At 60.7% G+C, this 19,016-nt stretch carries 18 protein-coding genes; 12 read left to right on the top strand and 6 right to left on the bottom strand.

What is annotated here, in order from left to right:
* Nucleotides 1-10 precede the first annotated feature (10 nt).
* From EIC84_RS09320 to EIC84_RS09335, 4 genes are all read left to right on the top strand, one after another.
* A complete protein-coding gene (locus tag EIC84_RS09320) occupies nucleotides 11-979 on the top strand; it encodes a tripartite tricarboxylate transporter substrate binding protein (protein ID WP_003068614.1) in 969 nt (322 codons plus the stop codon).
* Nucleotides 980-1,076: 97 nt separating this feature from the next.
* The gene (locus EIC84_RS09325; RefSeq protein WP_003068616.1) at nucleotides 1,077-2,048 is read left to right on the top strand and encodes a quinone oxidoreductase; all 972 of its coding nucleotides are present in this window, start codon (nucleotides 1,077-1,079) and stop codon (nucleotides 2,046-2,048) included.
* 250 nt (nucleotides 2,049-2,298) lie between these two features.
* Entirely contained in the window at nucleotides 2,299-3,504 is a 1,206-nt protein-coding gene (locus EIC84_RS09330; protein ID WP_003068617.1) for a porin, read from the top strand.
* Between the two features lie 183 nt (nucleotides 3,505-3,687).
* Nucleotides 3,688-3,942 (top strand): acyl-CoA-binding protein, encoded by a 255-nt coding sequence (locus EIC84_RS09335; RefSeq protein ID WP_003050754.1) that lies wholly within the window; start codon nucleotides 3,688-3,690, stop codon nucleotides 3,940-3,942.
* Between the two features lie 189 nt (nucleotides 3,943-4,131).
* On the opposite strand, the gene EIC84_RS09340 is transcribed toward EIC84_RS09335, so the two are convergent.
* On the bottom strand, nucleotides 4,132-5,130 hold the full coding sequence (locus EIC84_RS09340) for an isopenicillin N synthase family oxygenase (RefSeq protein WP_003068619.1): 999 nt from the start codon (nucleotides 5,128-5,130) through the stop codon (nucleotides 4,132-4,134).
* Between the two features lie 474 nt (nucleotides 5,131-5,604).
* Here EIC84_RS09340 and EIC84_RS09345 point away from each other — a divergent pair, with 474 nt between their 5' ends.
* The 5 genes from EIC84_RS09345 to EIC84_RS09365 are packed head-to-tail and all read left to right on the top strand — an operon-like array spanning nucleotide 5,605 to nucleotide 9,902.
* A complete protein-coding gene (locus EIC84_RS09345; RefSeq protein ID WP_003068621.1) occupies nucleotides 5,605-6,621 on the top strand; it encodes an ABC transporter substrate-binding protein in 1,017 nt (338 codons plus the stop codon).
* Between the two features lie 13 nt (nucleotides 6,622-6,634).
* Entirely contained in the window at nucleotides 6,635-7,135 is a 501-nt protein-coding gene (locus EIC84_RS09350; protein ID WP_003068623.1) for a nucleoside deaminase, read from the top strand.
* A gap of 53 nt (nucleotides 7,136-7,188) precedes the next feature.
* On the top strand, nucleotides 7,189-8,217 hold the full coding sequence (locus EIC84_RS09355) for an ABC transporter substrate-binding protein (protein WP_003068626.1): 1,029 nt from the start codon (nucleotides 7,189-7,191) through the stop codon (nucleotides 8,215-8,217).
* A gap of 57 nt (nucleotides 8,218-8,274) precedes the next feature.
* On the top strand, nucleotides 8,275-9,123 hold the full coding sequence (locus EIC84_RS09360; protein WP_003068627.1) for an ABC transporter ATP-binding protein: 849 nt from the start codon (nucleotides 8,275-8,277) through the stop codon (nucleotides 9,121-9,123).
* An 8-nt stretch (nucleotides 9,124-9,131) separates the two neighbouring features.
* The gene (locus EIC84_RS09365; RefSeq protein WP_003068629.1) at nucleotides 9,132-9,902 is read left to right on the top strand and encodes an ABC transporter permease; all 771 of its coding nucleotides are present in this window, start codon (nucleotides 9,132-9,134) and stop codon (nucleotides 9,900-9,902) included.
* Nucleotides 9,903-9,978: 76 nt separating this feature from the next.
* Here EIC84_RS09365 and EIC84_RS09370 read toward each other — a convergent pair whose 3' ends face one another.
* Both EIC84_RS09370 and EIC84_RS09375 read right to left on the bottom strand, forming a co-directional pair.
* On the bottom strand, nucleotides 9,979-11,664 hold the full coding sequence (locus EIC84_RS09370) for a phosphoethanolamine--lipid A transferase (RefSeq protein WP_237704503.1): 1,686 nt from the start codon (nucleotides 11,662-11,664) through the stop codon (nucleotides 9,979-9,981).
* 115 nt (nucleotides 11,665-11,779) lie between these two features.
* A complete protein-coding gene (locus EIC84_RS09375) occupies nucleotides 11,780-12,961 on the bottom strand; it encodes an aminopeptidase (protein ID WP_003068633.1) in 1,182 nt (393 codons plus the stop codon).
* A gap of 42 nt (nucleotides 12,962-13,003) precedes the next feature.
* On the opposite strand from EIC84_RS09375, the gene EIC84_RS09380 reads away from it, so the two are divergent.
* From EIC84_RS09380 to EIC84_RS09390, 3 genes are all read left to right on the top strand, one after another.
* Nucleotides 13,004-13,621, top strand: coding sequence for a hypothetical protein (locus EIC84_RS09380; RefSeq protein ID WP_003068635.1), 618 nt, complete (start codon nucleotides 13,004-13,006; stop codon nucleotides 13,619-13,621).
* Between the two features lie 74 nt (nucleotides 13,622-13,695).
* Nucleotides 13,696-14,967, top strand: a complete 1,272-nt coding sequence (locus tag EIC84_RS09385) for a cyclopropane-fatty-acyl-phospholipid synthase family protein (protein WP_080554226.1) — start codon at nucleotides 13,696-13,698, stop codon at nucleotides 14,965-14,967.
* A gap of 12 nt (nucleotides 14,968-14,979) precedes the next feature.
* Nucleotides 14,980-15,300, top strand: coding sequence for a DUF1840 domain-containing protein (locus EIC84_RS09390; RefSeq protein WP_003068640.1), 321 nt, complete (start codon nucleotides 14,980-14,982; stop codon nucleotides 15,298-15,300).
* Between the two features lie 74 nt (nucleotides 15,301-15,374).
* On the opposite strand, the gene EIC84_RS09395 is transcribed toward EIC84_RS09390, so the two are convergent.
* The 3 genes from EIC84_RS09395 to EIC84_RS09405 form a co-directional block, all read right to left on the bottom strand.
* Entirely contained in the window at nucleotides 15,375-16,364 is a 990-nt protein-coding gene (locus tag EIC84_RS09395) for a tripartite tricarboxylate transporter substrate-binding protein (RefSeq protein WP_003068642.1), read from the bottom strand.
* A 274-nt stretch (nucleotides 16,365-16,638) separates the two neighbouring features.
* Nucleotides 16,639-17,886, bottom strand: coding sequence for a phenylacetate--CoA ligase family protein (locus EIC84_RS09400; RefSeq protein WP_003068645.1), 1,248 nt, complete (start codon nucleotides 17,884-17,886; stop codon nucleotides 16,639-16,641).
* A 158-nt stretch (nucleotides 17,887-18,044) separates the two neighbouring features.
* Nucleotides 18,045-18,884, bottom strand: coding sequence for an ABC transporter ATP-binding protein (locus EIC84_RS09405; protein WP_003068648.1), 840 nt, complete (start codon nucleotides 18,882-18,884; stop codon nucleotides 18,045-18,047).
* Between the last annotated feature and the right edge of the window lie 132 nt (nucleotides 18,885-19,016).

The raw sequence follows: 19,016 nt of genomic DNA on the forward strand, positions 1-19,016 counted from the left end.
GGAGCGCACGATGCAACGCATTCCAGTCCTGCTGTCCATTGCTCTGGCTGCAGCTATGCCAACTGGCAGCGCCTTCGCTTTCACCGACAAGCCCGTCAAGCTCATTGTTCCTGCCCCGCCCGGCGGCACGATCGATGTGTTTGCTCGCATCATCAGCGATCAGCTGGCGCATGAGCTCAAACAGCCTGTGATTGTGGAAAACCGCCCCGGTGCCGGCGGTGCCATGGCGGTGAAATACATGCTGTCCCAGCCCTCAGACGGCAATACCCTGCTGGTGACGGTGACCAATATCCTGACCGAGGTTCCGCATGTGCTCAAGGGGGGCTTTGATGCCATGAAGGATGTCAGACCCGTCTCGCAGATGGCACGCTCCGTCATGGTCTTCATTGCTTCGCCTCAGTTCCCGGCCAAGGATGCCAAGGAGGCTATTGCCTATATCAAGGCCCATCCGGGTCAGCTGTCCTTTGCCTCCTACAGCCAGGGGACGGCATCGCAGTACGCAGGGGCGATCCTGAATCAGAAGGCCGGCCTGGACATGCAGCATGTGCCGTTTCCAGGTTCTGCACCGGCACTGGCACAAATCATGGGCAATCAGATTCCGCTGATGTTCGACGGCTCCGTGACCACCAAACCGCTGGTTCCCAGCGGCAAGGTCAAGCTGCTGGCCGTTGCTTACAAGAGCCGCTTGTCCGATTTTCCCAATGTGCCGACGATGGCCGAGCTCGGCTATCCGGAGCTTGATTTCAGCAACTGGGCCGGCGTCTTTGCCTCGGCAAAGACGCCGCAGCCGTTGCTGGAGAAGATCAATGCCACGCTGCAAAAGGTCAACGCCAGCCAGGCGGTGCAGGCACGTTATTTGTCCACCGGCTTCGAGCCCATCAAGCAGGAGCGCACGCTGGAGCAGCTGTCTACCGATCTGCAGGCCGAATACCAGCGCAATGGCGAGATCGTCAGGAATTTCGGCATCAAGCTGAACTGAGCCGGCTCGTCAATCGGTCCGGGCATGTCTGCGACTGAGGATGCCCGGATTTTGCTTTGCAGCGCTTGCTGCACCTCAATAGATACAGGAGCATTTCATGACTCAGGCCATTCGCTTTTACGAGACTGGCGGTCCAGAAGTTCTGCGACTGGAAAACGTTGCTGTGGGAGACCCCGGCCCAGGCCAGGCCCGTGTGCGGCATAGCTATATCGCGCTCAACTTCATCGATGTGTACTTCCGCTCCGGGCGTTATCCGTTGGCCCTGCCCAACGGGTTGGGTTCGGATGCCGTCGGTGTGGTCGAGGCCGTCGGAACGGGTGTGACGGATATCCGGGTGGGTGACCGCGTTGGCTATCTGATCGGTCCGCAAGGCGCTTATGCACAGGCGCGTGTGATGCCTGCAGAAGTGCTGATTCCGTTGCCCGACGGAATCTCAGACCGTACTGCAGCCACACTCATGATGAAAGGCATGACGGCCCAGTATCTGTTCCGTCAGGTCTATCCGCTGCAAGGCGGTGAAACCATTCTCTATCACGCAGCTGCCGGAGGTGTAGGCCTGATTGCCTGTCAGTGGGCCCGCGCCATGGGGGTCAACATGATTGGTACGGTCAGCACGGATGAGAAGGCCGAGCTGGCCAGGGCGAACGGATGCGCGCACACCATCGTGACTTCGCGTGAAAACATCGTCGAGCGAGTGAAGGAAATCACGGCAGGCAAGGGCGTTCCCGTGGTGTACGACTCGGTAGGCAAGGACACATTGATGGACTCGCTCGATTGCCTGCAGCCGCGTGGCTCGCTGGTCAGCAACGGAACCTCTTCCGGCTCCGTGGTGGTGGACTCATCGCTGCTGGCCGCCAAAGGCTCGATCTGGATGACCAGGCCGGCCATGATGCATTACATCCAGCCCCGTTCACATATGCTGGAGATGGCTGCAGAGCTGTTTGAGCACGTGCTGGCGGGGCGCATCGTGAGCGAGCCTCAGCAGGAGTTTGCCCTGGCCGAGGCGGCACAAGCCCATCGTGCATTGGAAGCGCGCAAGACTGTGGGGGCCACGGTACTTGTGCCATGAGCTGCTGGGCGCAAATATTGGGCGGGTAAAACCATTGCGAAAATCCGTGCCGGTGCCTTTTCCAAGGCGCCGGCTTTTTTCTGTCTGACATTGGCCATGCGGCAGGGCGACATTCCTAGGGATTTCACCTTGGGATCATGGCACCAAATAAGCAATGAATGGCATCAACTGCACAAGAGCTGCAGCCTTCCTTTTCTAGAGTGATTTCGCGGATCAATACCGCGAATTCATAACGAAAAGGAGACATGAAATGCCACGTATTTCACGCTATATCTGGAGTCTTTTTGCCTTGTCCGCCAGCAGCCTGGCCAGCGCTCAGTCATCCGTGACGCTGTTCGGTGTCATGGATGCGGGCGTCAGCCGCTACATGGTGCGCAGCAATTCCTGGGATGGCTCCGGCCGCACGGCCAGCCAAGGTATATGGGCGCTGTCACCCTCGGGTAATCTGGCCAGCCGTCTGGGTGTTCGTGCCGTTGAAGATCTGGGTGCTGGAATGTCTGCCAGCATGTGGCTGGAAGCGCCAGTGACCAACGACACGGGCGGCGGCGCGCTGAACTTTGGGCGACGCTCCACCGTCAGCCTGGCGGGCAATTGGGGCGAGCTGCGCCTTGGGCGTGATCACACACCGTCGTTTCTGAATGACTGGGCCTTTGATCCCTATTCCGTCAACGGCGTGGGCGTCAATTTGCTGGCGGTGGTCAGCAGCAACCTGGCCATCAACCGTGCGCTGAGTACGCAGACCAGCGGTACGCTGCCCGAACGCTTGCTGGGAAACGGTTTGTCGGCAGGCACGGACAATTATCTGCGCGCCAACAATTCCATCGGCTACCACCTGCCTACAGGGCTGGGCGGAATTTATGGTCAGCTGATGTATGCCTTCCCGGAAAATGATGCCAGGCGCGGCCGCTATGCCGGTGGGCGCATTGGCTGGGCCAGCGGCCCCACCGATATTGCGCTGGGCTATGGCGAAAGCATGCTGGGCACTTTCAACGGCCGCAAGGAAACCATCAAGTCCTTGAACCTGGGAGGTTCGTACAACTTCGGTCCGGTCCGTGTGTTGGGCGAGTGGTCGCAGGTGCGCAATGCGCGCAGCGATGTGCGGGCCACAGACCGCTATGACGGGCTTCTGGCTGGTGTGCAAATCCCTGTCGGACTGCATCAGCTCAGGGCGTCGGTGGCCAGGGTGCAATTCAAAAATGGGCAGGGAGCCGGCGACGCATCGGTGAACAAGCTGGCCTTGGGTTATGTGCATAACCTCTCCAAACGCACGGCGCTCTACACCACGGTGTCGCGCATCAGCGTGAGCAATGGACACAACAATCCTGCGGTGATGGGTGTGACGCCGCTGGCCGTCAGCAGCCCGGTCATCATGCCGCAACCGGCCTACAGCAACAGCCCCGGCATGCAGCCACGCAGCGCATTGGGCTTTGATGCGGGTCTGCGCATGATGTTCTGAAGGCAGTCCGTTGCTGCTGCCGCGAGGCGAATCACGAAGAGGCGGATTTGAGGGAGTGCGTGCCGCAAAGGGCTGCTTGCTTGCCGGCGTTGCAGTACTTTGTGAAATAAAAAGAACGGTCGTTCTAATTTTCCGGATTTTTGGCTACACTGGCCTCGACTATTAAAGCCCAGGAGACCTTTCATGTCCGATCTGAACGCCCGGTTTGAAGAGACCGTCAAGAATTCCACCTCGCTTGGCGAGCGTCCCGACAACGCCACCTTGCTCAAGATTTATGCCTTGTACAAGCAGGCGACCGAGGGTGACAACGAAGCCAAGAAGCCCAGCTTCACCGACATGGTGGCCCGCGCCAAGTGGGATGCCTGGGCCAAGCTGGAAGGCACAACGCCGGATGAGGCCAAGCAGCAGTACATCGATCTCATCGAGTCGCTGCGCTGATCCGCGCCACCCCTGATCGCCGACAAGGCCCCGGGCTCCGGGGCTTTGTCGTTTCAATTCGGACCACATCACACTGCACCAAAGACGGAGGGCTGGAACCTGGCGCACCCCCCAGCCAGGGACACCGAGGAAGGGCCGCCCCGAAGGTGTCGTCCCCTTGGAGGAAGCGGCAGGGCTGCTCAGGGGGTGTCAGTACCTGTTCGAGAAATTGGCGCTGATGCGCTGACGCAAATATTCCGCCCCTGTGATGGGCGGATATTTTTTGGCCGGCCCTTCTATCACCGCATCCTCATTGGCCTGGCAGAAGAAGGCCAGGCTATAGCGGGCCCCCTGGTACTCATGGGGCTGAGGGTTGCGCACGCGGTGGAAGTTGCTGGGCAACTGGTCGTCGCTCCAGCGCATCAGCATGTCGCCGATATTGCAGGTGATGACGCCATCCACGGGCTTCACGGGCGTCCATTGCTGGGTCTCGGCCTCCTTGCCGGGCAGCACCTGTAGCCCACCCTGGCCGGCGCGCTGGAACAACAGCGTCAGGCAGTCGAAGTCCGTATGTGCGCCTGCACGCCACAGGCCGATTTCGTCCTTGAGAGCAGGGTCCACTGCAAAGTAATGCAGCATGCGCAGCGTGCTCTGGTAGCTGGGCACGGCGGGGTCATGTGCGCGGGTGAAGAATTCATCGTCAAAGCCCAGCTTGTAGGCAAAGCAGGACAGCAGTTGCATGCCAACCTGCCAGCATTGATGCTCAAAGGCCAGAGTAGCCTGCTTGAAGCCGGGCAACTCCTGCTCGCTGGGCCACAAGCCTTGCATGCGCGGGCGTGTAACCTGATAGGACTCTTTCTGGTCGGGAGTGCGCGTGGAAGGGCGAATCTGTGCCTTGTGCTCCCAACCTGCATTGCGCGACAGCGGCCATTGAGCCTTGGTTTCGGGCGGCAAGGCGAATAGCTGCTCGGCTCTGCAGAACGCGGCGTCGATATCGGCCTGGGCAATGCCGTGGCCGGAAACCTGGAAGAAGCCGATTTCCACCGATGCGCTCCAGATCTGCTCGGCAATCTCCTGCTTGCGCTGCTCGAAGTCACTGATGTCTATGACGCGAACTTCGCGCGCCGAGGTTTCTGCACCTTGCCCGCCCATGTGGGCTTCCTTGTTCAGTTCGCCAAGGCTGTAAGAGTGGCTGGTCATGGTCTGCATAAGAATCTCTCTTGCGATGACTTCAGGCACCGGCGTTGCCAGTGAGGCTTGGGGCTGCGGGCATCTGAAGTGTGGATACCAGGCACGGCCGGCTGCCGCACCCACTTCAAGAGCAATGACCCGCGAAGCTGCTGACCGAGGAAAGGTCAGAGCACCGTGCTGAACGCTTCTACTCTTGATTTGAGTGCAGCAAACAGCGTGCCAGCCATTTTCCAGGGCGCGGGCACTCTTGGTTTTGGTGCATGACTTCAATCTGGTGCATTGCCGTGCATGAATCCATGCATCCATCTCTTTTGCATGCACTTTGTTGATACCTGGCAAGGCGCAACCCAAAGCAGGCACGCCAATTGCTAGAAGGTTGAACGAGTAGAAGCGTTCAGCCTGCATCCGCGTGCAGTGCCCGGAAATTGCTCAAGTCCTGTCAGCAGCGGCAGCTGCTGGCGTTCCTGTCGCCAGAGACCTGAGAGTTCCACCATGCTACGTCGCCATTTCCTTGCTGCCCTGCCTCTTTGCGGCGCACCCTGGGTTCATGCCCAGGGCAAGTCGCTGACTCCGCTGAAATTCACGCTGGATTTTCGCGTCAACGGCCAGACGGCGCCGTTCTTTCTGGCACAGCAAAACGGCTACTACCGCGATGAAGGGCTGGATGTGAGTCTGGACGTAGGGGCGGGCTCGGTGGCTTCGATTACTCGTATCGCCAGCGGTGCCTACCAGCTCGGACTGGGCGATGTCAGTTCGCTGATCGAGTTCAATGCGCAAAACGCCGGCACACCTCGCGTGCAGGCCGTCTACCAGTACTACAACCGCGCGCCTTTTGTGATCATCGGGCGCAAGGACAGAGGCATCACTTCGGATTTCGCAAGTCTCAAGGGCAAGAAGGTGGCTGCAGCGGCAGTGGAGTCCACGCGCCGTGCCTGGCCCATGGTGGCGCGGCGAAGGAATCTGCCCGCCGATCTGTTTGCCTGGTCGACGACGGAGTTCTCGGCACGCGACAACGTCATGGTGCGTGGCGATGTGGATGCCGCCACCTATTTCCATGACTCGGCGGTGTCGCTCTTTGCGCGCCTCAAGCCCGAGGAGCTTTCCATACTGCGCTACAGCGATGCCGGCGTTCATCTGTATGGCAATGCGATTCTCGCGTCCAGCCAGTTGATCGCCGAGAAGCCGCAGGTCGTGGCCGCCTTCCTGCGCGCCACCAACCGTGCGATTGTGGAATGCCTTGCCAACCCCGCAGCAGGCATTGCCGCCGTGCGCCAGCGCGAGCCGATTCTCGATGAGAAGCTGGAGCTGGAGCGCTGGTCCATCACCGCACAGTATGTGGCAGCAGCAGACACGAAAAGCCATGGACTGGGCGACTTCAGCAAGCGTTTGATGGAGCAGCAGCTGGACAGCGTGGTGCAGACCTTTGCGCTCAAGACCACGCCATCTGCCGACGCACTGTTCAACAGCAGCATGCTGCCCGCCAGGTCGGCGCGCATGCTCAAGGCCTGAGGAGGAACCAAGCATGTCATTGCCTCAAGCCCAGGCCTTGAATGACGCCGATGGCTGTTATTTGCGCGAAGCCATTGCGCTCGCGGATACGGCACGCGAGCGCGGCAACCGGCCGTTTGGAGCGCTGATCGTGGCGGCCGACGGACGCGTGCTGGCCCGGGCCAGCAATGCCAACGGCGAGAGCGGCGATTGCACGGCCCATGCCGAGCTGTCCGCCATCCGCCTGGCCAGCCCCCTGCATTCCCGCGATGAGCTGGCCGTCGCCACGCTGTACTCGTCTGCCGAGCCCTGCGTGATGTGTGCCGGCGCGATCTTCTGGTCCGCCATCGGCCGCGTGGTCTATGGCATCGATGCCGAGCGGCTGCGCGTGTTCCGTGGCGAGCGGCTCGATCAGAAGGATGCCGAGCTGTCCTGCCGCGATGTGTTTCAGACCGCTTCGCACGCCATCGAATGTATCGGGCCGGCCTTGATCGAAGAGGCCAGCAGTTCACACCAGGGCGCCTGGAAAGTCTGAGCCCCGGCACGCATTCAACCGCAATTCATTGACATAGAGAGAGGGAAGCCACCATGCAAACCAAGCGCCTGTTCCTGCAATCCGTTCTGGCCCTGGGCAGCTTTGCCAGCGCCACGGCAGCCTTTGCCGCAACGCCCATCAAATTCCAGCTCGACTGGCGTTTCGAAGGACCTGCGGCGCTGTTTCTGCAGCCAGTCGCCAAGGGCTATTTCCAGGCCGCAGGGCTCAATGTGACGGTGGATGCCGGCAGCGGCTCGGGTGGTGCCATCCAGCGAGTGGCATCGGGCTCCTACGACATGGGCTTTGCCGATCTGGCCGCGCTCATGGAGTTTCATGCCAACAACCCCGAAGTCAAGGACAAGCCCGTGGCCGTGATGATGGTCTACAACAACACGCCGGCCTCGGTCATGGCGCTCAAGAAGAGCGCCATCGCCAAGCCGGCGGACCTGACGGGCAAGAAGCTGGGAGCGCCGGTCTTTGATGCAGGCCGACGCGGCTTTCCGTTGTTTGCCAAGGCCAACAAAGTCGGCGATGTGCAATGGACCACCATGGATCCGCCGCTGCGCGAGACCATGCTGGTGCGCGGCGATATCGATGCCATCACGGGCTTTACCTTTACTTCGCTGCTGAACCTGGAGGCGCGGGGCGTGAAGGCGGCCGATGTGGCAGTCATGCCGTTTGCCGACAACGGCGTCAAGCTCTATGGCAACGCCATCATCGCCAGCGCCAAGCTGGTGCGCGAGAACCCCGAAGCCGTGCGTGCCTTCCTCAAGGCCTTTAGCAAGGGCGCCAAGGAAGTCATGGCCAACCCCGGTGCCGCCATTGCCTATGTGAAGGAGCGCGACGGCATCGTCAACACGGCGCTCGAAACCCGCCGTCTGCAGCTGGCGATCGACACCGTGATCAACACCGCCGACGCGCGTGGCGAGGGCTTTGGCCAGGTCAGCTCCACACGCATGGCGCTGATGGCTTCCCAGATCTCGGACGTCTATGCGACCAAGACACGCGTGAACCCCGAGACGCTCTGGAACGGCCGCTTTCTGCCGCCAATCGCGGATCTTGACGTCTTTCCCAAAAAGTAATTGCTCATTTATTGATAGCTTTATGCGTCTGTGTGACAGGCGCTACAGCCTGTTTTTATGAAGTCATCAGATACAGAAGCTGTCCGGCCCTTCGTCGAATTCAAAGACGTCTGGCTGGCCTATAACGAAGAGCTGCTGCAGGCCAACCACTTTGCGGTGGAGGCCATCGACCTCACGGTGCAGCGCGGCGAGTTCATCGCCATCGTCGGTCCTTCGGGCTGCGGAAAGTCCACGTTCATGAAGCTCACCACGGGCCTGAAGATGCCGTCCATGGGGCGCATCACGGTCGATGGCCAGCGCGTGATAGGGCCGCTCAAGATCTCGGGCATGGCGTTTCAGTCCTCCTCGCTGCTGCCCTGGCGCACCACGCTGGACAATGTGCTGCTGCCGCTGGAGATCGTGGAGCCGCACCGTTCGCAGTTCAAGCAAAAGCGCAAGGAATACGAGGCGCGTGCCATAGAGCTGCTGGGCAAGGTGGGTCTGGCAGGCTATGAGCGCAAGTTTCCCTGGCAGCTTTCCGGCGGCATGCAGCAGCGCGCCAGCATCTGCCGCGCCCTGATTCACGAGCCGCAGATGCTGCTGCTCGACGAGCCCTTTGGCGCGCTTGACGCCTTTACCCGCGAAGAGCTGTGGTGCATCTTGCGCGACCTTCAGGCCGAGCAGAAGTTCAATGTGATCTTGGTCACCCATGATCTGCGCGAGAGCGTGTTCCTGGCCGATACCGTCTATGTGATGAGCAAGAGCCCGGGCCGCTTCGTGGTGCGCCGCGACATCGACCTGCCGCGCCCGCGTGATCTGGAGGTCACCTACACCCCCGAGTTCTCGGACATCGTCTACGAGCTGCGCGGCCATATCGGCGCCCTGCGCAAGAGCGGCCCCGAAACCGCTGCAGCCATTCCTCAATAAGGCGCATCATGAAACATCAAAAAACCGCCGAGCGCTGGGCTCCCTGGCTGCTGTTGCTGCTGATCGTCCTGCTCTGGCAGATCATCTGCTCGGGCCTAGGCGTCTCGGAGTTCATCTTCCCCAGCCCCTGGGCCATAGGCCATCAGCTCTATGAGTTTGCGGGCACGATTGCCATGCATGCCTGGCGCACCTACTGGGTGACGATGGCAGGCTTTGCCCTGGCGATCGTGGTGGGCGTGCTGCTGGGCTTTCTGATCGGCTCCTCGCGTCTGGCCTATGCGGCCTTCTACCCGCTGATGACGGCTTTCAACGCCTTGCCCAAGGCAGCGTTCGTGCCGATTTTGGTGGTCTGGTTCGGCATCGGCGCAGGCCCGGCCATTCTCACGGCCTTTCTGATCAGCTTTTTCCCTATCATGGTCAATATCGCCACGGGTCTGGCCACGCTGGAGCCCGAACTGGAGGATGTGCTGCGCGTGCTGGGAGCCAAGCGCTGGGACGTGCTGATCAAGGTCGGCCTGCCGCGCTCCCTGCCGTATTTCTACGGCTCGCTCAAGGTCGCGATCACGCTGGCCTTCGTAGGCACCACGGTCAGCGAGATGACGGCTGCCAACGAGGGTATCGGCTATCTGCTGGTCTCCGCCGGCTCTTCCATGCAGATGGGCCTGGCCTTTGCGGGGCTGATCGTGGTGGGAGCCATGGCCATGGTGATGTACGAGCTGTTCAACCTGCTGGAAAAGCACACCACGGGCTGGGCGCGCCGCGGCTCTCAGGGCGAGTGATACGCAGCTGCTGAAAGCGGAAAAGCCTGCCGGATCGTGCATCCGGCAGGCTTTTTTTGTGCTGCGCAGTCAATGGCTAGCTGGCCGTGCGGCAGCTGGCAAATGCATCCAGAGGCTGCTTGTAGGTTGGAGAAGTGACATCCATCAATCCCATCACCGTATGGAACAGGTTGTCGTGCGAGAGCGGCTGGTCCAGAGTCTTGCTCAGACAGGCCTGATTCAGGCCGGTGCGCGCACCCAGCGTTCCCAGCCAGGCAATCATGGGCACATGTTTTTGGTCGTCGGGCGCCATGGCGTAAGGCATGCCGTGCAAATAGACACCGAGCTCGCCCAGCGATTCGCCATGGTCTGACATGTAGAACATGCCGGTTTCAAACTGGTTTTGTTGGGTCTTGAGCCAGTCTATGGTCTGGGCCAGGAAGTGGTCGGTATAGCGAATGGAGTTGTCGTAGACATTGACCACGCTTTGCTGCGAACAGCTGGACAGTGCATTGGTGGCGCACTCGGGCTTGAAAGCCTTGAGGTCTGCAGTGGAGCGTTTGAAGTAATCGGGGCCGTGACTGCCCATCTGGTGCATGACCAGTACCAGGCCCTTGGCGCGGCGTGCGGGATCCAGCTTGGCGATGCGCTCGTCCAGGCCGCTGAGCAGCAGAGCGTCCAGGCATTCGCCATCCTGGGCGCACAGGGCCTTGCCAGTCGATGTATTCACGCTGTCGGCGGTATTGGCCATGGGGATACGCTTGCACACGCCTTTGCAGCCTGCCTGGTTGTCCACCCAAAGTACGGCCAGGCCGGCGGCCTGCAGAACGTCGAGCAGGTTGTCATGCTCGACCTTGGAGGCGTAAAAGCCTTCGCGGCCCAGGTTGGAGAACATACAGGGCACCGATTCGCGAGTGCTGGTGCCGCAGGAGTGGGCATTGCGCCAGCTCAGCACATCGCGCTTGGCCAGCTCGGGGTTGGTATCGCGCTCATAGCCGTTGAGGCTGAAGTTCTTTGAGCGTGCCGTCTCGCCCACCACCAGCACCAGCAGCGGCGGTTTCTGGGCTGCGGCATAGCTGGCGCCCAGAGCTGCGCCACCCGTGATGCTGTCAAAGGGCCTGGGCTTGTTGAGTAGAGGATCCAGGGCCACCGAGGCGGAGGACAACACGGGGTTGATGGGGTTGATCATATAGCGCAGCCAAAGATTGTTGCGCACCACGGGGGCCAGATCGCGGTAGGAAACGATCAGCGATGCGGCTATCAGGGCAATGCCGCCCAGTAGCAGCCAAGCGGTGCGCAGCATATTGCGCCAGACGCTGTTGGCGCGTTTGAGCGGCGTTTTCCAAAGCCAGATGGCTGGCAGTATGGCGATGATCAACACCTCGGCCAGCAGCTTGATGTTGAACAAGTCCGAGCTTTCGCGTGCATCGGTCTGCAGGATGTTGTGAATCATGCCCTTGTCCATCACGGTGCCGTAGCTGACCATGAAGTACTGGGAGCTGGCCGCCACCAGCAGCAGTGCAACCCAGAACGGCTTGGTAAAGCGCGGCCAGGCAAACAAAGAGGTCAGCAGAAGGCTGGCGCCCAGCACCAGCGGTGCAACCCGCAGGGCCAGCAGGACCAGACTGCCGTGATAGCCATCCAGTGAAGGCAGGCGCAGCCACAGGGCCCAGTTGGCTGTCAGTGTCAGCCAGATGGCCAGGGCCAGAGCGATGAACTGAGGCGTGCGAGGTTGAAAAAGCCCCTTGAAGAATGGGGCAGAAGCGGAGTCTTGGGTAGCCACGGCAGACGGCAAAAAATAGGTATCGAAGAAGTCTGGCGGGACTTTCTTAAAAACCGCTGAAGCCTCCTATGTGGCGAACCCTTGTAAAAAATTGTTTTATGTCAATTTGAAGTATTTATTGGCACTGAGTCGCTGTTTCTGCAGCTTCTCCCCATTGGGTGCATAGCCGCAGCTTGCGCTCTTCAGCGGACAAGGCTGCCAGCTCGCGCATCTGCGCATAGAAGCTGCGCCAGGTCTCGGGAGTGGCCGGGCCTTCGCCGCGCAGTTGCAGCCACCAGCGAGTCATGGCAGGCACCCAGTCGTCATAGGCGGCCAGGGCGCCGAAACTGGCGTTATTGGACTGGGCCACCCATTCGTCGGTCTGGGTCAGGCGCCGGTAATATTGCTCGCGCAGGGCGAGGCTGCTCAGCAGGGGCTCGTCAGTGGCAATCCATTGCGCTCTGAGCTGAGCATAAGTGGCGCGGAATTCGTCAAATACTTTGCTTTTGATGGCTTCCAGCGCTTTGGCATCAAGGGCTTCAGTATTTTTCTGTTCATAAATCTGTTGCAGGCGCTGACGGGTCTCGCGCGTCAGCTGCTGCCATAGCTCGCGTCGCTGCAGGCTCTGCTGCCAGCGCTGCTGCGTGGCGGCGCTGGCATGGCTGTGCAGCCACAAGGGTGTGGCCATGCGCTCCACCGTGGTGGCAAAGGATTCGTTGAAGGCCGTGTCGTTCTTCACATACAGCAGCTGGTGGGCCAGTTCGTGGAACAGCAGGCCGGCAAAGTCGCCCTCCTGCCAGGAGGTGAAGGTGCTGAGCAAGGGGTCGCCGCCCAGCCAGTTCAGATAGCCCAGCGTGGAGTAGGCAGGCACGCCATAGACGCTGGTTTCCAACCCCTGTGACTGAAGCGTCAGTGCCTGCGCCTGTGCGTCGCTCTTGCTGAAGTAGCCTCGGTAGGCAATGCAGCCGGTGACGGGAAAGCACCATTGGTGCATCTCCAGGCTGTAGGCCGGGGCCGCCACCACGTTCCAGACTGCAAACGGACGCTGCAGCTGGGCGTAGCGGGTGTAGCTGGCGTTGTCGGGCAGAGCCAGCTCCCGGCTGGCGAAGCGGCGCATCTGTTGCGCGGTCTGCAGGCGCTGACGCAGTGCTGCGGAGGTACTGTCTTCGGCGAGCCAGTCATCAATAGGTCGTGCAGCCTGAAGAATCTGCATCTGTCCCTTGAAACCTTGCCAGTAATAGCCGGCGCTGCTGCAGCCCGTCAGGCCTGCAATTGCGGCACTAATTCCCAGCAAAGCCCTCAGGCTGACTACACTCATCCTTTTTCTCATTGCGCTTGTCCGCCTGTCTGGTTTCGCTTCATGGATTTTCTAACGCTCGCCATCATTGTCACCACCGTGCTCTACGTGCTCAAGAAGCAGGAGCAGCGTCAGCACACCCAGCTTCTGGCCCAGCATCTGGCACGCTTTCAGATCGAGAAGCTCATGGCCAATCTGATGGAGGGATATCTACGTGTCATCGGCGAGAAGGATGCGCAGAGGCGTGAACAGATCTGGCCCGTGCTGGCCAATACCGAGAGCAGTCTGGTGAGCCAGTTTCAGCGTTTCGCGGATGAGTTCGCCACCCTGCCGGCCGAGCAGACGCGTGCCAGTACCCTGCCGCTGGCGCTGCCCTATATGACCAGGGTTCTGCCTTCGGCCACCATGGATGTGCGCGAGACCATGAAGCTTCATGCCCAGGCGCTGGCGGCCGCCCGTGTGGGGGATGCGGCTGACGAGGAGGAGCGCAAGCGCCGAGCCTTCACCATGACGGCCGAGCTGATGCTGATGCAACACACCTGCCACTGGTTCTGCCGCAGTCGCACCGTTGCCTCCATGCGCTTGCTGGCGCGTCACAAGACGGCTTATGAACAAGTGCTGCAGTCTGTGGCCCCAGCCACCCTCAAGGCCTACGACAGGCTGGTGAAAGCCCGTAACTGATCCTCTGCCAGACCTGGAGGCAGTTTTCGGCAGGGATGTTTTCCGTCTTGACCCTGCCATAGTCGATGTGAACAATGGTTTTCATGAAAAACCTGTTGAGCACATTGGAGCCGCTGCTAGCAAGACTTCCTGTGACTGCATCGATACAGCTTCCCTCGGGCGAGCGTATCGGGCCTGAACACAGTGCGGTTCAACTCATTTTTCGTTCTCCCAAGGCTGTTGCGGCGCTGCTGGACGGCCAGATCGGCTCGATTGGTTCGGCCATCGTCGAAGGCTGGGTGGAGGTCAAGGGCAGCTCCCGCGACATCATGGCGGCAGCGGCCGGGCTGCTGCGCGGTGATCCGGTCAGTCGTACGCCCTCCTGGCTGGGGCAGACGGTCTCCAAGGCCAGGTCGCTGGCCATGCACACGCTGACCCGCGATGCCGAGCAGATTCAGTTTCATTACGATCTCTCCGACGACTTCTACGCACTGTGGCTGGACCCGCGCCGCGTCTATTCCTGCGCTTACTACAAGGAGCAGGGCATGAGCCTGGCGCAGGCGCAGGAGGCCAAGCTCGATCACATCTGCAAAAAGCTCAAGCTCCAGCCTGGCGAGCGCTTCTGGGACATAGGCTCCGGCTGGGGCGGGCTGATCTTCTGGGCGGCCGAGCATTACGGCGTGCAGGCCCATGGCATCACGCTGTCGCGCAACCAGTTCGATCATGTGCAGCGTCTGATTGCCGAGAAGGGCCTGCAGGGCAAGGTTCAGGTCGAGCTGCGCGACTACCGGCAAATGGGCGATGTGGCGCCGTTCGACAAGATCGGCTCGGTCGGCATGTTCGAGCATGTGGGCAGCGCCAATCTGCAGGAATACTTCGAAACCATTTATTCCATGCTCAGGCCCGGCGGACTGGCCCTGGTCCATGGCATCACGGCGGGCGGTGTCAGCAATGTGGAGCTGGGTGCCGGCATGGGCGAGTTCATCAACCGCTACATCTTTCCCGGTGGCGAGCTCATGCATGTCAGCCGCGTGCTGCATGATCTGGCGGCCAGCGGACTGGAAATGGTGGATACCGAGAACTTGCGCCCGCATTACGCGCGCACGCTTTGGGCCTGGTCGGATGGGTTGGAGGCCAGGCTGGGCGAAGCTCAAAGCATTTTGCAAGCCCAGTACGCCGAGGAAAAGGCCGCCAAGGCTTTGCGTGCCTATCGTCTTTATCTGGCGGGCTCGGCCATGGGCTTCGAGCATGGCTGGATTGCGTTGCATCAGATGCTGTGCAGCAAACCCGATGGCGATCTGCGCAGCGGTGCGATGGCGGGTGCGCAGAGCGGCTATCCTTTCAACCGCGAATACATCTACCGTTGAAGGAATCGCTCCATGCCCTACAAATTCAAATCGCGTGCCACGGCAGACCTCATCATGCTGGACGCCAACGGCCGCAAGCTGCTGGAAATCATCGGCAAGTCTCCCGATGAGGTGCATGGCATCATCACCGTGGAGCAGATTCCGGCCGCCATCGTCGCGCTGGAGGCTGCTGCCGCCGAAGATGCGGCCAGACGTGCGCAGCCGCAAGACGAAGCGCAGGAGGAGGATGCCGTGCCTGCAAATCAGGACGGCGTGGCCCTTGGCCGGCGCATCGTGCCTTTTGTCGACATGCTCAGGCGCAGCGCCGCCGATGGCAAGGAAGTGACCTGGTAAGCGGCCTTCTTCGGTCGCCCCATGCAAAAAGCCTGCAGATGCAGGCTTTTTTGCGTTGAACGGATCGTGCGTTCTCAGTCGGCGTAGATGCCGGCGGCCTTGATGACCTTGCCCCACTTGGCGATTTCGGCTTCCACAAACTTCTTGTGGCCCGCAGGGTTGGTACGGTCGTCGGTGGCAATCACGGCTCCCAGGGCTTCCTGGCGCTTGATGAACTCGGGGTCCTTGAGCGAAGCCTTCATGGCCTCGTTGATCTTCTGCACCACATCGGCAGGCGTGCCCTTGGGCGCGTACAGACCGTGCCAGATGGTCACGTTGAAGTCCTTCAGGCCCAGGGACTGCAGCGTGGGCAGGTCCTTGAGTGCAGGCGTGGTCAGAGGCTTGGCAGTGGTCACGGCATAGGCCTGAACCTTCTTGGCGGCAATCTGCGAAGTGGTGTTGGTGGTCTGGTCGCACAGCAGGTCCACCTGGTTGCCCATCAGATCGGCAATCGCAGGAGCTGCGCCCTTGTAGGGCACGGGCGTCATGTCCTGCTGCAGCGAGGCCTGGAACATCAGGCCGCACAGGTGCGATGCCGAGCCCACGCCGGCGTTGGCCAGATTCACCTTGCCCTGGTTCTTGCTGACCCAGTCCTTGACTTCGGCGAAGTTCTTGGCGGGCAGGGTGGGGCGGCCGATCAGCGTCATGGGCACATCGTTGATGATGCCGGCGTACTCGAAGTCGTTGAGTACGTTGAAGGACAGCTTGCGGTACAGCGTCGGGATGGTGGACATGCCGATATGCGTCAGCAGCAGCGTGTAGCCGTCATTGCGTGCACGTGCGGCCTTGGCCGTGCCAATCGTGCTGCCGGCACCGTCTGCGTTGTCGATGACGATGGTGGCATTGTTAAGCTGCTTGCGCATGGATTCGGCCAGGTCGCGAGCCACCTTGTCGGTGGGGCCGCCTGCCGTGAAAGGCACGATGATCGTGATCGTCTTGCCAGCGGCTGGGTAGCTGTCGGCATGGCTGCTGATGGCTGCGGTAGCGGCCAGAGCGATGGTGGCGATCTTGAAAATAGTTTTCACAGTGTCTCCCTAAAAATAATGTGCAAGCAGACCAGGACGGTTGACTTGTCGTGACGTAAAGCCGGATTCTAGGTAGCGCTAATCTGTGGGGTTTTTGTTATTTTCTAAGTGTTATCCCTTGATGGAGCGGGCGATCACATTGCATTTGCGTTAAAGCAAACCGATTGCCTGTCGCGTATTGGCGACACATGTGCAGGGGCTTGGCCAAGCTCAAGTCCCAGTACAAAACCTTTAGGTCGCAGAGCCAGTCGAATGCCGGCAGCTCTTCAGAGCTTCACTGATAGGAGCGCGCGTCCTCGATCACCTTGCCGTCATTGGGCAGGCTGCCGGGAGACACCATCTGCACTTCGCCACGCAGCTTGGTGACTTCGCGCAAGGCGTCGATCACCTGCAGGGCAAAGCCCGGTGCGGTTTCCGTGGTTTCAACCAGCAACTGCATCTGGTCGTTGGCCATCTCACCCGTCACCACCAGCCTGGCCCTGACGATCTGCGGAAAGCGCTTGACGACCTCGGCCACCTGTTTGGCATGCACGAACATGCCGCGCACCTTGGTGGTCTGGTCGGCGCGGCCCATCCAGCCCTTGATGCGGGCATTGGTGCGACCCGTGGGGCAGGTTCCCGGAAGATAGGCCGAGAGGTCACCCGTGCCAAAGCGGATCAGCGGATAGTCGGGGTTGAGCGTGGTGATGACCAGCTCGCCCACCTCGCCCTCCGCCACAGGGTCGCCGGTTCCGGGGCGCACGATCTCCACGATCACGCCCTCGTCCAGCACCAGACCTTCACGGGCGCTAGTCTCATAGGCAATCAGGCCCAGATCGGCCGTGCCATAGCTCTGGTAGGCATCTATGCCATGCTCGCGCATCCATTGGCTGAGCGAGGGTGGGAAGGCTTCGCCGCTGACCATGGCCTTGGTCAGGCTGGGCAGCTTCACTCCCATCTCCAGGGCCTTTTCCACAATAATTTTCAGAAAACTGGGCGTACCCACATAGGCCGCAGGCCGCAGATCGGCCATGGCCTGCACCTGCTGCTCGGTCTGGCCCGTGCCGCCCGCAAACACCGTGCAGCCCAGGGCCTGGGCGCCGGTTTCCATCATCGATCCGGCGGGCACGAAGTGATAGCTGAAGCAGTTATGCACCAGCTCACCAGCCCTGAAGCCTGCGGCGTACATGGAGCGGGCCATGCGCCAGTAGTCGGGGCGGCGGCTTTCGGGCTCGTAGATGGGGCCGGGGCTGGAAAACAGCCTGGGCATGTCGTGGCCAAGGCCAATGGCATTGAATCCGCCAAAAATCTGCTGCGGACGCTGTGCGGCCTGGCGCTCCAGCAGCTCGCTCTTGCGCGTCACAGGCAAGGTGGCCAGCGCTGCGCGACTGGTGATACGGGATGCATCCACACCTTTGAGAATTTCGGCAAAAGCGCTGGAGCGCTGCTGTGCATGGGCAATCTGCAGCGGCAGGCTGGCCATGCAGTCGGCTTCGCGCTGTTCGGGGCTGCGGGTTTCCAGGGCATCGTAGAAATCACTCATGGCAAATCCTGTAGAGAAAATCTGCAAGCAAAACGGAAGTCAATGGCGCAAGCTAAAAACTGGCGCGCACCAAGCCAGAGACAGCGAGCAAGCACCGCCGCGCAGCGAGGCTGTCGTCCCCTTCGGGGGAAGGCGCGAAGCGCCTCAGGGGGCCGCCATCAAGCCAACCAGCGTTTTCTGCGTTTGTAGCTCTTGACGTCCTTGAAGCTCTTGCGTTCGCCGCCGCCCACGCCCAGATAGAACTCCTTGACGTCCTCGTTGCTGGCCAGATCCTTGGCGGAGCCGTCCATGACGATGCGCCCGCTTTCCATGATGTAGCCGTAGTCGGCGTATTTGAGCGCCATGTTGGTGTTCTGTTCGGCCAGCAGGAAGGTGACTTTTTCCTTGCTGTTGAGGTCTTTGACGATGTGAAAGACCTCGTCCACGATCTGCGGCGCCAGGCCCATGGAGGGCTCGTCTAGCAAAACCATACGCGGGTTGCTCATCAGCGCACGGCCAATGGCACACATCTGCTGCTCGCCGCCCGAGGTGTAGGCCGCCTGGCTGGTGCGCCGGGTCTTGAGGCGCGGGAAGTAGTTGTAGACCTTCTCGAGATTGGCGGCAATCTCGCCCTTGTCCGTACGGGTGTAGCTGCCCGTCAGCAGGTTTTCTTCAATGCTCAGGTGGGCAAAGCAGTGCCGGCCTTCCATGACCTGCACCACACCGCGCTTGACCAGGTCGGCCGGCGAGAGGTTGGCGATCTGCTCGCCCTCTAGCGTGATGCCGCCCTTGGTGACTTCGCCGCGCTCGCCTTTGAGCAGGTTGGAGATGGCGCGCAGCGTGGTGGTCTTGCCTGCGCCATTGCCGCCCAGCAGAGCCACGATGCTCTGGTGGGGTACTTGTAGCGAGACGCCCTTGAGCACCAGGATCACATGGTTGTAGATGACCTCGATGCCATTGACTTCCACCAGCGGTGCGGTCTGGGCAGAAGTGGAAACTGTGTGCGCGATATCGGTCATGCGGTCACCTGATAACTCAAAATAGATAGCTGTCTGCACTTTATGGATAAGCGCTCGAGGCTGATTTTTATAAATCCGGTTGCGACGAGGCGGGCCTTGGTCAGAGACATCAAGCAAGGACCTGGGCAGGCC

Source organism: Comamonas sp. A23 (genome assembly GCF_004522605.1).
GTDB classification, from domain to species: domain Bacteria; phylum Pseudomonadota; class Gammaproteobacteria; order Burkholderiales; family Burkholderiaceae_C; genus Comamonas; species Comamonas thiooxydans.